The sequence below is a fragment of the Acetobacter garciniae genome (assembly GCF_017377735.1).
In the GTDB taxonomy this organism is placed as follows: Bacteria; Pseudomonadota; Alphaproteobacteria; order Acetobacterales; family Acetobacteraceae; genus Acetobacter; species Acetobacter garciniae.
Map to the genome: position 1 here is coordinate 236,773 of NZ_JAFVMH010000005.1, position 14,136 is coordinate 250,908.

Below are 14,136 nucleotides of genomic sequence, written 5' to 3' on the forward strand. Positions count from 1 at the left end.
CGGGTGACCTGCGGCAATGCTTTTGCTACCGGGTAGACCCGCCTTGTTGTCTCTCATCAAGGATGCCCGCTGCATGACTTCCTCCCCGTACAGCCGTGTTACTGAAGCTCTGGCGTTCGACGATGTCCTGGTCGTGCCGGCGGCGTCCGATGTCGTGCCCAGCCAGACGACCGTGCGCACACGCCTGACCCGGTCCATCGAACTGAACATACCCCTCGTTTCCGCCGCCATGGACACGGTGACGGAAGACCAGATGGCCATCTCCATGGCCCAGCAGGGCGGGCTGGGGGTCATTCATAAAAACCTCTCGCCCGAAGATCAGGCCGAGCATGTGCGCCGCGTCAAGCGCTTTGAATCGGGCATGGTGGTCAACCCCGTGACCGTGGGGCCTGACCAGACCCTGGCCGAAGTCCGCCATATCATGAGCCGCCACGGCATAAGCGGCCTGCCGGTTGTCGAACCGGGCACGCAGAAGCTGGTCGGTATTCTCACCAACCGCGATGTCCGCTTCGCGGTGGACAACAACCAGCGCGTGTCCGAACTGATGACGCGCGACAGGCTGGTAACGGTCACCAACGGCGTGGACGCCGATACGGCGCGCCAGCTCCTGCACAAGCACAGGATCGAAAAACTGCTGGTGGTGGATGATGAAGGCCGTTGTATCGGCATTGTCACCGTCAAGGACATGGACAAGGCCGTGGCCCATCCGCTGGCCATCAAGGACGCGATGGGCCGCCTGCGTTGTGCTGCCGCAACCGGTGTGGGTGAAGACGGGTTCAACCGGGCGAGGCTGCTGATCGACGCCGGGGTGGATGTGCTGGTGGTCGATACCGCCCATGGCCATTCCGCAGGCGTTCTCGTCGCGGTCGAGCGGTTGAAGGCGCTTGATCCTTCCATCCAGATCGTGGCGGGCAATGTCGCAACGCCCGAGGCCGCGCAGGCCCTTGCGGGTGCCGGGGCCGATTGCGTCAAGATCGGTATCGGGCCGGGCTCTATCTGCACCACGCGCATCGTGGCCGGTGTTGGCGTGCCGCAGTTCTCCGCCGTGCTGGAAACGGCGCAGGCATGCCGCGAACTGGGTATTCCCTGCGTGGCCGATGGCGGCATTCGCACCTCCGGCGATATCGTCAAGGCGATTGGTGCCGGGGCCGACGTGGTCATGATCGGCTCCCTGCTGGCCGGGACGGAGGAGGCACCGGGCGAGGTGTTCCTCTATCAGGGGCGGTCCTACAAATCCTACCGTGGCATGGGCAGCCTTGGGGCCATGGCCCGCGGTTCGGCCGATCGGTATTTCCAGCAGGAAGTCAAGGACACGCTCAAGCTGGTGCCCGAAGGGATCGAAGGCCGTGTGCCCTACAAGGGCAGCATGGCCGCGGTCATCCACCAGTTGGTGGGCGGGCTTAAGGCAGGCATGGGCTATACCGGCTCGCGCGAAATCCACGATCTACAGACCCGCGCGCATTTCCGCCGTATTACGGGTGCGGGCTTGCGCGAAAGCCATGTGCATGACGTGTCCATCACGCGTGAAGCACCGAATTACCGCCAGGACTGATACGAACTTATGACCCCTACCGCCAGGCTTGCCGCCAGTATCGACCTTCTGGCAGCCATGAAAGCCGCGCCGCGCAAACCGGCCGATGCCATCGCCAATAATTTCTTCCGCGAAAGGCGTTATGTCGGCGGGGGCGACCGGCGCGCCATTTCCAGCCTGGTATGGGATGTCATGCGTGGCTGGCGCCGCCTGACATGGTGGATCGAACAGGGCGGGCTGAAGGCTACGCCCCGCATGCTGGTGGGTGCGCGCCTTCTGTTTGATGCAACCCCCATGACCAACCTTGCCGCCATGTATGCGGAAGGTCGTTTTGCAGCAGGTGCCCTGATCGGGCGCGAACAGGCGTGCCTGAGCGCGCTTGTGGGCAAGACGCTGGACGATCCGGCCATGCCAAGGGCTGTCAGGCTGGAAGTGCCCGACTGGCTGCTGCCCCGGCTTGAGGAAACATTCGGCGAAAACCTGGAGGAGGAGTTGCATGCTCTCTCCACCCCCGCACCGCTGGATTTGCGCGTGAATATCCTGCGCGCCACAAGGGCCGAGGTCAGGACCGCCCTGTCGCGCGAGGGCTTCCATGCCGAGGAAACCTCTCTTTCGCCCTGGGGCCTGCGGCTGGAAGAGCGCCTGCCGATCATGGGCAGCGTGCCGTTCAAGGACGGGCGGGTGGAAATCCAGGACGAAGGCAGTCAACTGGTCGCGGCGATGACGGGGGCGGGCCCCAATATGCGGGTGCTGGATTACTGCGCCGGGGCGGGTGGTAAAACCCTGGCCATGGCCATGATGATGGAAAATCGTGGCCATGTCGTGGCCTGCGACGTGTCCGAACCCCGGCTGGAAGGGGCTGTCAAACGCCTGCGCCGTGCGGGTGTCCACAATGTGGAGCGGCACCTGCTGAGCGCGGGCGATAAATGGGCCAAGCGCCGCGCGGGCTCGTTCGACCGCGTTCTGGTCGATGCCCCGTGCAGCGGCACGGGCACCTGGCGGCGCAACCCGGATGCGCGCGTGCGCACCACCCAGATCGACCTGGAAGAACTGCTTGAAAAACAGGCGGCCATTCTGGATACGGCGTCTGCCCTCGTGCGCCCGGGTGGGCGCCTGATTTATGCAACCTGTTCCCTGCTGAAGGCCGAAAATACCGATCAGGTGAACCAGTTTCTGGCCCGACACCCGGATTTCAGGCTTGTCGCCGCGGAATCCGACGCCTTGCCCGCATCCCTGCGCCACGAAAGCATGATCAGCCTGACACCGGCCCGCCACGGCACGGATGGTTTCTTTGCAGCCGTCATGGAACGGGCCGCGCCCGAGGCCTGAAAGCCGAAGGTGTGGCACCGGCACGGTTGGTAGCGTGTTTGTCAAGTCTGTGGCGCGCGTGAATCCTGTAAGGCAGAGCAACATGCCTAACACCCGGCCTATGGACTTCGTATGAACCCGCTAGACGCCCAAACCCTTTCCCCCACGCGGCGGCGCTTGGTCATGCTGTGCGCGGTTCTGGGCATTGTGCTGGCTGGGCTGGATGGGGCCATTGCCAATATAGCGCTCCCCACCATCGCGCGTACCATGCATTGCAGCGATATGCTGAGTGTATGGATCGTGAACGGCTATCAGGTGGCGGTGGCGGTCAGTCTTCTGCCTGCCGCCGCTTTCAGCGAAATACTCGGGCTCAAGCGCGTTTATGCGTTCGGTCTGGCGTTGTTCACCTTGGCATCCCTGGCCTGCGCGCTTTCGGGTTCCATCGGGGTTCTTATCGTGGCCCGTGTCGTCCAGGGTGTGGGCGGGGCCTGCATGGCGGCATTAAGCGGTGCCTTGGTGCGTGCGATCTATCCAAGGTCGATGCTGCACAGTTCCTACGCCATTATCGCCCTGGCGGTGGCTATTTCCGCCGCTGTCGGGCCCACCCTGGCGGCCCTGGTGCTGGCGGTTGCGTCATGGCCGTGGCTGTTTCTCATCAACGTGCCGATCGGGCTGCTGGCCGTGCCCTTGTTCCTGCGTGTGGCACCGCATACCCCCGCTTTTGACTCCAATACCGCGCCGCGGGACAGAATTCTGTTCGACTGGCGGGGCACGGCGCTGAATGCGGGTGCCTTCGGGGCCGGCGTGCTGGGGGTAGACGCGCTGGGGCAGGGCAACACGCTTCTGGGTATCGTGGAAATGGGAGTAGGCGGGGCAAGTACGCTTGCGTTCTACCGGCAGCAGCGTGGGCGAAAGGCGCCCATGCTGCCGCTCGACCTGCTGGCCATTCCTCTGTTCTCGCTTTCGATTCTGACATCCATCTGCGCTTATGCCGCGCAGATTCTGGCCTATGTGGCGCTTCCGTTCCTGTTCCAGTCCGTCATGCATTATTCAACGGTCATGACGGGCCTGCTGGTCACGCCCTGGCCGCTTTTCGTGGCGTTTGCAGCCCCGCTTGCGGGCAAGCTGGCTGCGCGGTACCCCGCAGCGCTTCTCAGCAGCGTGGGGCTGGCCATCCTGGCCTTCGGGCTGCTCATGCTCAGCATCATGCCAGCTCATCCTGAAATACCCGATATCGTCTGGCGCATGGGCATATGCGGCATCGGGTTCGGCTTTTATCAGACCCCCAATAACCTGACGGTCATGACATCCGGCCCGTCCACACGCAGTGGTGCCGCCTCGGGCATGCTGGCGGTGGCGCGCACCACCGGCTGGTCACTGGGGTCGGCACTGGTTGCGCTGATATTCGGGCTGGCAGGGGGGAGCCATGGGGCGACCGCCTGCCTTGAACTCGGGGTGGTTTTCGCGCTCTGTGGTGCCTGCCTGAGCGTTACGCGCCGGGTTGTAAGGCAGGACAGCAAGGCCTGAGGGCGAGACGTGCGTTCGCTGCCCGGCCTGGCGCGTATCAGAGCGACGTGCCGGGTGGGTGGATTGTCATGGCATTGGCGCCTTCGGCCAGCACGGTGCGCAGATCCTGTTCCGCAAGGGCCACGCAGCCTTCGGTGGGTGAGCGGTCGGGGCGTTGCAGATGCATGAAGATAGCCGAACCGGCACCGGGCCGGGGCGGTGCGTCGTTGTAACCCACGATCACAACCAGGTCATAAACATGATCGTCGCGCCACAGCAGTTCGTGGCGCGCCGAACAGGGCAGGGTCACATGCCGGTTGTAATCGGCACTGGCGGGGTCATCGCACCAGCCATCCGTGGGGGCCAGGGGTATGATCGGCAGAACCGTGCGGGGCCTGCTGATACGATCGGCCCGGTAATACACGGTTCTGAGCGCGAAAGTGCCGATGGGCGTGCACAGGTCGCCTTCGCGCTTGGCCGGGCTGATCCCGTTGCGACCGATAATCGCCCTCATGATTTTGTGTCCGCAATGCAGTTGTGCGTCGCCACCACTGTTTGCAGAGCAGCAGACATGTATCATCATCGCTAATCTTGCCCCTGTTTATGGCTTTCTCGTGTTGATCACGTATCATGCGGCCCTATTGGAGCCGAGGCGATTCGTGGCATGGTAAGACGAACAGGTCAGGCGGCCGCTTATTATGGCTGACACAAGGAGATGGACCCCATGACGGGTGCGCGCCCTATTTTGGTTGTTGATGATGATCAGGTAATCCGCAAGACATTGGCGGAGCAGCTTCAGCTTGAAAGCGAATTTCAGGTCATGGAAGCCGCAACCCTGGCAGAAGCCCGGGAAAAGATGAAAGGGCCGGATGCGCGGTGTGACGCCATTCTCCTGGACGTGACATTGCCCGACGGCGATGGCCGCGATTTCTGCGCCGAACTGCGCAAGGCGGGCCTGCGCATGCCCGTCATCATGCTGACCGGCTCCGATGATGAGGCGGATATCGTGCGGGGGCTGGATGCCGGGGCGAATGATTACGTCGCCAAGCCGTTCAGGATCGCTGAACTCCTGGCCCGTTTGCGTGCCCAGCTTCGGCTGTTCGAAAACAGCGAAGACGCGGTGTTTTCCATCGGGCCATATACGTTCCGCCCTTCGGCCAAGCTGCTGCAGGAACCCGCAAGGAACCGGCGTATCAGGCTGACGGAAAAGGAAACCGCTATCCTGAAGTTCCTGTACCGTGCCGGCACGCGCCCGGTGCCGCGTCAGGTGCTGCTGAACGAGGTCTGGGGCTACAACGCGGCGGTCACCACCCACACGCTCGAAACCCATATCTACCGCCTGCGCCAGAAGATCGAACCCGATCCCGCCCACGCGTCCCTGCTGGTGACGGAAGGGGGCGGCTACCGCCTTAATCCCGAACCGACCGCGCTGGCCTGACAGCGTCGGCCGGGAGCATAGTACAGGGCGTTCCACCGGGCAGGGGGCTTACCACCTTTGTCCGGTGTTTTCCTGCTCCCTGATTTCATATTCCATCCACAGCGTTATCCACCAAGGCATCCGCAGAATCTGTGGATAAGGGCCTGTCGCCGCGCGAACGGGCTGCGGCTGAGCAGATGCGCGCGGGCCTGACGACGAATTTTACCCCCACCCACGCAATCCGCGCGTTCAAATACGCCCGGTCCCCATGAAAATTTAGCGCCACCGATTGTTGCGGCACGCTTTCACGCGGTGGCGGACATGCGGCGTGCATGAGGTTGTCCCAAAATCCGTGGGCTGGTGCCTGATCCGCTCTTTTGTTACAGGTATGCAACAATTGCGTTGCCGAAAGAATGCCCGATGAAGTCAATGCGCTACGTTATCATGAGTTTCGAATGCGCCCTGTTCTGGGCCACGACGGGCATTTTCATCCGGGGTATTCATGGCATTGCCGGGATCGATATCGTCTGGCTGCGATTTTTCTTATGCTCGGTGTTCTCGGTCTTTTATCTTAAAAAATTCCTCGCATCCGTCAGGCGGGATATCGTTATTTTTCCCTCTCTCCTGATGTCGGGATATTATATCTGCGCGACAGTATCGTTTATGTATATTCCGATTGCGATAGCGACATTGCTGGTGTCCCTGTCGCCGGCGGTGCCAATTCTCTTTAATGTCTGCAAATATAAAACGATCCATCTCAATGAAATTGCCAGTTTCTGCCTGATCGGGATCGGTATCACGCTTTTTCTCTGGAGAGGCGATGCGCATCATGCGGGCATGGGAATGCCTTTTCTCATCGGGCTGGTCCTGGCCCTTTCCGCGGCCTGTGTGCGGGGCGTGTTTTCCATCCTGATATGGGAAAAAGGCGTAAAGGGGCATGCCATTGAGGGGACGCTCATAAACACCGCAACATTTGTCTACGGGTTTATCCTGACCACGCCGCATATGGTGTTTGCCTATCACGCCTCAATGTTGACGTACCAGAACATGATTGCGGCAGTCCTGCTGGCTTTTGTCTCCACCTATCTGCCGACAAGCCTGAATACCAGGGCCTCCGTAAAGGTCAGCCCGTTCGTGCACCAGGCCGTAGGCATGGTAACGCCCGTCCTGGCGGGTATCATGGCGTGGCTGGCGCTGGGCGAGAAAATGTCGGGCCGCGAAATGATCGGGTGCTGCGTTGTCCTGGCCGGCTTGGCGCTGGTTCTACGCGCCCGCCCGTTGCCGAAAAGCGCATAGTCCGCGCAGGATAAAATCAGCCCCGTGTCGCGCAAGGTCCAAGCTGACTGGCAGGTTTGTCCCTCAATTCAGCATCACGCGCGTAGCGGTCTCCCGGCACGCTCTGTGCCTCGGTCAAGGGGCTGCCTTGCGCATAGAGGTGGGGCGGGCCTGAGGGGAGGGGCCGGGCATTTGCGCCGCAAGCGGTGCACGGATTATGCATCGAACGCCGTCTTGCAAAGCAAGGATACTTGCAAAAACCAATCAGGAATAATCAGGGGAGAAAGGCAACCGGAGGACCATGAAATCCTTGGAGAACCAAGGAAAACCATGGTGGGTGCGACAGGGATTGAACCTGTGACCCCCGCCGTGTGAAGGCGATGCTCTACCGCTGAGCTACGCACCCGGTTGGTGGAGATGCTAATACCCCGCGCCTATCCGCTTGGCAAGAGGGGACGTTCATTAAATTTAAAAAGACCGTCCCACCCACGCGATGTCGGTAAAAACACCGGGTCGATCGTTGGAAGGGTCCTGACCAATGCGCCGCACAGACAATAAAAAAGGCAGGGGATAAGCCCTGCCTTTGGTAAGATCGCGGTCCTGAACCGGGCGTTCTATCGCAGAAAACCCACCAGCTTTTCGGCCTCGGACACAATCGGTTCGGCTATGGCCTGTGCGCGTTGTGCGCCATGGCGCAAGGTGTGCAGAAGATGGGTCTCATCCTTGAGCAGGCGCGACGTTTCCTGCCCGATCGGGGCTATGGCGTTCACCACCACTTCTGTCAGCGCGTTCTTGAAGGGGCCGAAACCCTGGCCCTTATGGGTGTCGAGCACCTGCTGGATGCTCATATCCGCAAGCGCTGCATAGATCGCGACAAGGTTCCTGGCTTCGGGACGGGATTCGAGCCCGGCCGGATCATCGGGCAGGACATCGGCATCGGTCTTGGCGCGGCGGATTTTCTGAGCGATCGTGTCGGCGTCGTCCGTCAGTTCAATGCGGCTCTGGGCGGACGGATCGGATTTGGACATTTTCTTGGTGCCATCACGCAGGCTCATGACCCGGGCGGCAGCCGGCGGGATCAATGCCTCCACAGCGGGGAAGAATTCCACCCCGTAATCGTGGTTGAACTTCTGGGCGACGTCGTTCGTCAGTTCCAGATGCTGCTTCTGGTCTTCGCCCACGGGCACCCTGGTGGCCTTGTAGGCCAGGATATCCGCTGCCATCAGGTTGGGGTAGACATACAGGCCGGATGAATGGTTTTCGCGGTCCTTGCCGGCCTTGTCCTTGAACTGCGTCATGCGGTTGAGCCAGCCCAGACGGGTAACGCAGTTGAAAATCCAGGCCAGGCGGGCGTGGGCCGACACCGCGGACTGGTTGAAGAGAATATGACGCGACGCATCGATACCCGAAGCCAGCAGAATGGCCGCCTGGGTCAGCGTATGGCGACGCAGTTCCTCCGGTTCCTGCCAGACGGTGATGGCGTGCATGTCCACCAGGCAGAAAATGCATTCATGACCGGACTGAAGATTGACCCAGTTGCGGATGGCCCCAAGGTAATTACCCAGTTGCGGAACGCCCGAGGGCTGAATGCCAGAGAAAATACGTTGCATGATGATCTCGAAAGTCAGGGAATAGGGTGAAGGCGGTCCAGGTTTTCGCGCTCGGTGGCGATCTTGCCCGCCGACTGTCGAACGGCGCGTGCCTGCGCAATGTCCGCTGCCGTGATCTCGGGCGCGGGTGTCGTCTGGCCGCGCTGGGAAAGCCAGGTCAGGATAGCGGCGACATCCTCATCCGGCAGGTAGCGGAAGGGTGGCATTTCCGCATTGAAGCGCATGCCGTTGGCCGTAATCGGCCCGCTGACACCGTTCATGAGCACATCGGCCAGGTAATGTCGGCCTTCGGCGGTGGACGCAATGCGGTCCAGGCGGCCGACAAGCGGGGGCACTTCCCCCGGCATGCCGTCCCCGCCATGATGACAGATACCGCAATTGCTTCCGTACAGGGTCTTGGGGCTTTTGCGTGAGCAGCCACCCAGAACCAGCACGCTGAAAACAGCCAGCGCATATCCGGCATTCCGCCAGAAGGGGAAGGCCGTGTGCGGGGCGTCAGCCCTCATGCGCGTGCTCGACCCCCAGAAGCTGGATGCGGAAAATCAGCGGGCTGTCGACGGGGATAATGCCCATGGTCTTGTGCCCATAGCCCAGTTCCGGCGGGACATAGAGCATCCAGGTATCGCCCACATGCATCAGGGGCAGCGCTTCCATCCAGCCTTTGACAAGGCCGTCCAGGGGCATTTGCATGTAGGCGCCATTGCCATGCTGGTCGGAGGCATCGAAAATCGAGCCGTCGGGCAGGCGGCCTTCGTAAATGATCATCATCCCGTCGCCCCGCCGTGGCTGTTCGCCATCCTTGGGGCCGGATTCCAGAACCTTGTAGGCCAGGCCGTCCTTGAGAACCGTAACACCCGGCTGCGAACGCAGCTTTTCCATTTCCTGTGCGGGCGTAAGCTCGGCTTCTGCCTCTTCCTTGTGACCGCCGCACGCCATCAATGAAAGCGTCAGGCTGGCCACAAATGCGCGGGAGATAAGCGAAAAACGACGGACCATGGTCTTTTTGGCTCCTTTTGCCTCAGGATGTAACAAACACGGGGCGTGTTACAGCGTGCCGCCGCGACGGCCGATCTGCGCGCCCAGTCGCAGGCGCAGGGCGTTCAGCTTGATAAAGCCCTGTGCATCTTCCTGGTTATACGCGCCTTCGTCGTCCTCGAACGTGACCACGCGGGTATCGTACAGGCTATTGGGGCTTTCGCGACCGACGCAGATGACATTGCCCTTGTAAAGCTTGAGCCGGACACGGCCGCTGACCGAATGCTGCGATGCATCGATCAGGGCCTGGAGCATCCGCCGCTCGGGCGAGAACCACAGGCCGTTATAGATGATGGACGCGTAACGCGGCATCAGGCTGTCCTTGAGGTGCATGGCTTCGCGGTCCAACGTGATGGATTCGATGCTGCGATGCGCCGCCAGAAGGATGGTGCCGCCGGGGGTTTCATAAATCCCGCGCGACTTCATGCCGACAAAGCGGTTTTCCACCAGGTCCAGGCGGCCGATGCCATTGGCCTTGCCCAGCTCGTTCAGGCGGGTCAGCAAGGTTGCGGGGGACAGCGCTTCGCCATTGATGGCGACCGGATCGCCACTGACGAAATCGATGGTGATTTCGGTGGCCTTGTCGGGCGCCATTTCCGGCGCGATGGTGCGCTGGAACACGATTTCCTCCGGCGGGACGGCCGGATCTTCGAGCATTTTGCCTTCAGAGGAAGAGTGCAGGAGGTTCGCATCGACCGAGAAAGGCGCTTCACCCCGCTTGTCCCGTGCGATGGGGATCTGGTTTTCCTCGGCAAAGGAAAGCAGGCGCGTGCGCGATGTCAGGTCCCATTCCCGCCAGGGGGCAATGACCGTGATGTCGGGCTTGAGGGCGTAATAGGCCAGTTCGAAACGCACCTGGTCATTGCCCTTGCCGGTTGCGCCATGGGCAACGGCGTCGGCCCCGACGGCTTCGGCAATTTCGATCTGGCGCTGGGCGATCAGCGGGCGGGCGATGGAGGTGCCCAGCAGGTACTGGCCTTCATACAGGGTGTTGGCGCGGAACATGGGAAAGACGAAGTCCTTCACGAATGTCTCACGCAGATCTTCGACAAAGATTTCCTTGACGCCGAAAAGCTCCGCCTTCTTGCGGGCCGGACCCAGTTCCTCGCCCTGGCCCAGATCGGCGGTAAAGGTAACGACCTCGCAGCCATAGGTTTTCTGGAGCCAGCGTAGGATAACGGACGTATCGAGCCCGCCGGAATAGGCAAGGACAACTTTCTTGACGTCTTTTTTGGCGGAAGTCGCGCCCATATGGAAGATCTCCTGGTCAAACTTGAAGACTGCTGGCCTCTCTCCTAACATTGCAAGGAGCCGGGAACCAGAGCGCTTTGGCGTCGGGACTGGTGGATTGGCTGAAAAATCCGGCTCAGCCCTGGTTTTCGCTGGCGCGCGCGCGTTCGCTGGCTGTCTTGAGCTGCCCGCATGCGGCCAGGATATCCCGCCCGCGCGGTGCGCGGATGGGGGAAGCAAAGCCTGCATTCATGATGATGTCGGCAAAACGCGCCTGCTGTTCGCGCGTGGAGGGGCGATAGGCGCTGCCCGGCCAGGGGTTGAAGGGAATAAGGTTCACCTTGGCGGGTATGCCGGCAATCAGGCGCACCAGTTCACGGGCATCGGCCTCGCTATCGTTGATGCCGCGCAGCATGATGTATTCGAACGTGATCCGGCGTGCGTTGCTGGCTGCGGGGTAACGGCGGCAGGCGGCAAGGACCTCCTCGATCGGGTATTTGCGGTTCAGCGGCACGATCTCATCGCGCAGGTCGTTGCGCACGGCATGGAGCGACACCGCAAGGTTGATCCCAAGCTCATCTCCGCACCGGTCCATGAGCGGAACCACGCCTGAAGTGGACAGCGTGATCCGGCGGCGAGAAAGCCCGATTCCCTCCCCATCCATGATGATCTTCATGGCCTTGGCGATGTTCTCGTAGTTGTAAAGCGGCTCGCCCATGCCCATCAGGACGATGGTGGAAAGCAGGCGCGGCGTCTCGCCCTTGGGGCTGGGCCATTCCCCATAGGAATCGCGCGCGGCCATGAACTGGCCGACAATTTCAGACGCGGCCAGATTGCGCACGAGCTTTTGCGTGCCGGTGTGGCAGAAGGTGCAGGACAGCGTGCAGCCCACCTGCGAAGAAATACACACAGCACCGCGATCTTCCCGCCGGTCGGGAATATAGACGGTTTCGGCTTCCTGCCCGTCACGAAAGCGGAAGAGAAACTTGCGTGTCTCGTCGCTGGATGTCTGGACGGTCGCCGCTTCCGGACGGCTGATGACAAAGCGTTCGGCCAGCTTTTGCTGGAGCGGCCGGGCAATGCTGCTCATGCGCTCGAAATCGGTAACGCCCTGATGGTAGATCCAGTGCCAGAGCTGTTTGGTGCGGAAAGGCTTTTCGCCGATCTCGACCAGCAGGTCCGTCAGTTCCTCACGCGACAGGCCCACCAGGTCGCGCCGCCCGTCCGCCATGACACCGGTGGGCGGGCTGAACAAGGCAGCCTTGGCCAGGATACGTGCCCGCTCCTCGGCATTCAGCGCCATGATGGCGTCTGCGCTGGAGGACGGAACGGAAGAGGGCGACACAACAGGCGGCATGACAGACAACGTGTAAGGGGAAGAAGGGGGCCTCTATAACAAGAAAAAGGGGAGGCTGATACACGCCTCTGCCGTTGTCCGCGCTTTTATGGCGCAAATACCGCCCGTATTTTCAGGGGGTGGAGGGGGCATCCTGCTTTTTGAGTGCTGTGCGCAGCCACGGGGCCATGGTGACCTTGGACAGGTCGATATTGTCCAGGATCATGCCGATGGTCTGGGCGGAATACGCATCAGGCTTGGTATCGGCGGAGATGGGAAAGCCCGGGCGGGCGATTTCCAATGTCATGGCGGGTTCGGCAGCCGGGTCCGGTGCACCGGTAGCACTGACGGGATTAAGTCCGTCCGGCTGGATCGTGGCGGTAACGGACAGGGTGTTGCGTTCGGGATGCTGGCCAAAATACAGGTAAGCATAGGTCGCCGCCGCTGACAGGACATCTGTCAGGGTCATCCGGTAGGGGTTGCTCTGCGATGCGTCATGCACGTGCAAAGCTGCGGGGTCCGCCTGAATGCTCAGCGTGCCAGCCTGCGCGTCATCCTTCAGGACAAGGCCGTCCTGTTCGTAGTCGCTCAGCAGGCTGCCATCCACTTCCGGCGCCGATACGGCGGGGCGGCTGGAAGACGGGTGGGAAACAGGTGCTGCATGTGCGACGTGAAGGGCGCTGGCAAGAAAACCGGCGCCAAGCACAGCGGCGAGCTTACTCATGATATGGTCGATCCCTCGGGTTATTGCTTTTTGTCCAAGCTCTATACTCTCGCAAAAGTGTGGCAAAAAATGAGCAAAACTGCCATGCGAAAAGCGGGATACGACTTGAAAATATTATTTAAGTCTGCTTAGCAGTCACGCGCGCGCAAAGGCTGGTGCCAGTTCCATGCACGAAAAACTGCATGGAAGGTCAGGGATGAAGGATAGCGGCGGCTGTCAGCCCGGCAACAGGCTGCTCAAGCTGAACCGTTCAAACCGGTCCACGCACTACGTGCAGAGCCTTTTCAGTCGTGCCGCGCTGCAATCAGGAATTCCCGGTTGCCTTCGGGGCCGGTGATCGGGCTGGGCTCGACCCCCAGAACCTGCCAGCCGGGCAGGGCGGACCACCATGCGTGGATGGTTGCGCACACGGCGTCATGCACCGCGGGATCGCGCACCACGCCTTTGGCCCCGATCTGATCACGTCCGGCTTCGAATTGCGGTTTGATCAGCGCTACAGCCCATGCCCCCGGTGCTGCCAGGCTCAGCGCCGCAGGCAGGACGGTTCTCAGGCCGATAAAGCTTGCATCGCACACGATTGCTTCGGGGGCCTGCGCAATAAGGGCTGTATCGAGATAGCGGGCGTTGCATTTTTCCAGCACGCTCACGCGTGGGTCGGAGCGGAGCTTCCAGGCCAGTTGGCCATGCCCCACATCCACCGCATAGACCGCGCGCGCGCCATGCGTCAGCAGTACATCGGTAAAGCCGCCGGTCGATGCCCCGACATCAAGGCCAATACGCCCCTCGGGGGAGAGGTCGAAATGCTCCAGTGCATGAGCAAGCTTGCACCCCCCGCGGGAAACCCACGGGTGGTCCTGCCCGCGCACGTCCAGCGGGGTATCTTCGGCTATCTGGTCGCCCGCCTTGGCTATGCGTTTCTCGCCCGAAAACACGAGCCCTGCCATGATCAGGGCCTGTGCCTTGCTGCGGCTTTCAACCAGCCCCCGGTCGACAAGCAACTGGTCTGCGCGGCGGCGGGCCATGGATCAGGCCGTCTGTTCCGTCAGGTTCACGCCCAGCGCGTTAAGTGCGGTAGCGACGATATGGGGGGCGTTGAGGCCTGCCTCGTCATATTGCGCGGGCTGCGAATTATGGTCGATGAACCTGTCTGGCAGGGTCATGGGG

At 61.4% G+C, this 14,136-nt stretch carries 13 protein-coding genes and 1 tRNA gene; 5 read left to right on the top strand and 9 right to left on the bottom strand.

The genetic code is table 11. From position 1 onward, the window contains the following. The first annotated feature begins 73 nt into the window (after window positions 1-73). From guaB to J2D77_RS11635, 3 genes are all read left to right on the top strand, one after another. Window positions 74-1,552 (top strand): IMP dehydrogenase, encoded by a 1,479-nt coding sequence (guaB, locus tag J2D77_RS11625; RefSeq protein ID WP_207846448.1) that lies wholly within the window; start codon window positions 74-76, stop codon window positions 1,550-1,552. Between the two features lie 9 nt (window positions 1,553-1,561). Beyond that, complete coding sequence (locus J2D77_RS11630) at window positions 1,562-2,860, top strand: RsmB/NOP family class I SAM-dependent RNA methyltransferase (RefSeq protein WP_207846449.1); 1,299 nt, start codon at window positions 1,562-1,564, stop codon at window positions 2,858-2,860. Between the two features lie 111 nt (window positions 2,861-2,971). Beyond that, window positions 2,972-4,366 carry an MFS transporter gene (locus J2D77_RS11635; RefSeq protein WP_207846450.1) on the top strand — a complete coding sequence of 465 codons (1,395 nt, stop codon included), beginning with the start codon at window positions 2,972-2,974 and terminating at the stop codon, window positions 4,364-4,366. Window positions 4,367-4,403: 37 nt separating this feature from the next. Here the strand turns inward: J2D77_RS11635 and J2D77_RS11640 are convergent, their stop codons facing one another. Then, the gene (locus tag J2D77_RS11640) at window positions 4,404-4,928 is read right to left on the bottom strand and encodes a L,D-transpeptidase family protein (RefSeq protein WP_207846451.1); all 525 of its coding nucleotides are present in this window, start codon (window positions 4,926-4,928) and stop codon (window positions 4,404-4,406) included. 141 nt (window positions 4,929-5,069) lie between these two features. Here J2D77_RS11640 and J2D77_RS11645 point away from each other — a divergent pair, with 141 nt between their 5' ends. Then, window positions 5,070-5,783, top strand: a complete 714-nt coding sequence (locus J2D77_RS11645; protein ID WP_207846452.1) for a response regulator transcription factor — start codon at window positions 5,070-5,072, stop codon at window positions 5,781-5,783. A gap of 399 nt (window positions 5,784-6,182) precedes the next feature. Continuing rightward, window positions 6,183-7,058 (top strand): DMT family transporter, encoded by an 876-nt coding sequence (locus tag J2D77_RS11650; protein WP_207846453.1) that lies wholly within the window; start codon window positions 6,183-6,185, stop codon window positions 7,056-7,058. A gap of 310 nt (window positions 7,059-7,368) precedes the next feature. Here J2D77_RS11650 and J2D77_RS11655 read toward each other — a convergent pair. From J2D77_RS11655 to J2D77_RS11690, 8 genes are all read right to left on the bottom strand, one after another. Continuing rightward, a tRNA-Val gene (locus J2D77_RS11655) sits at window positions 7,369-7,443 on the bottom strand. A gap of 208 nt (window positions 7,444-7,651) precedes the next feature. Further along, a complete protein-coding gene (gene trpS, locus J2D77_RS11660) occupies window positions 7,652-8,647 on the bottom strand; it encodes a tryptophan--tRNA ligase (RefSeq protein ID WP_207846454.1) in 996 nt (331 codons plus the stop codon). A 14-nt stretch (window positions 8,648-8,661) separates the two neighbouring features. After that, complete coding sequence (locus tag J2D77_RS11665) at window positions 8,662-9,153, bottom strand: c-type cytochrome (RefSeq protein WP_207846455.1); 492 nt, start codon at window positions 9,151-9,153, stop codon at window positions 8,662-8,664. Further along, complete coding sequence (locus J2D77_RS11670; protein ID WP_207846456.1) at window positions 9,143-9,643, bottom strand: FKBP-type peptidyl-prolyl cis-trans isomerase; 501 nt, start codon at window positions 9,641-9,643, stop codon at window positions 9,143-9,145. The genes J2D77_RS11665 and J2D77_RS11670 overlap by 11 nt, the downstream gene beginning before the upstream one ends. A gap of 48 nt (window positions 9,644-9,691) precedes the next feature. Further along, entirely contained in the window at window positions 9,692-10,933 is a 1,242-nt protein-coding gene (locus J2D77_RS11675) for an argininosuccinate synthase (protein ID WP_207846457.1), read from the bottom strand. Window positions 10,934-11,048: 115 nt separating this feature from the next. Continuing rightward, complete coding sequence (gene rlmN / locus J2D77_RS11680; RefSeq protein ID WP_207846458.1) at window positions 11,049-12,269, bottom strand: 23S rRNA (adenine(2503)-C(2))-methyltransferase RlmN; 1,221 nt, start codon at window positions 12,267-12,269, stop codon at window positions 11,049-11,051. Between the two features lie 112 nt (window positions 12,270-12,381). Then, the gene (locus tag J2D77_RS11685; protein ID WP_207846459.1) at window positions 12,382-12,972 is read right to left on the bottom strand and encodes a hypothetical protein; all 591 of its coding nucleotides are present in this window, start codon (window positions 12,970-12,972) and stop codon (window positions 12,382-12,384) included. A gap of 284 nt (window positions 12,973-13,256) precedes the next feature. Beyond that, window positions 13,257-13,994: a TlyA family RNA methyltransferase gene (locus J2D77_RS11690; RefSeq protein ID WP_207846460.1), complete on the bottom strand. Its 738-nt coding sequence runs from the start codon at window positions 13,992-13,994 to the stop codon at window positions 13,257-13,259. Between the last annotated feature and the right edge of the window lie 142 nt (window positions 13,995-14,136).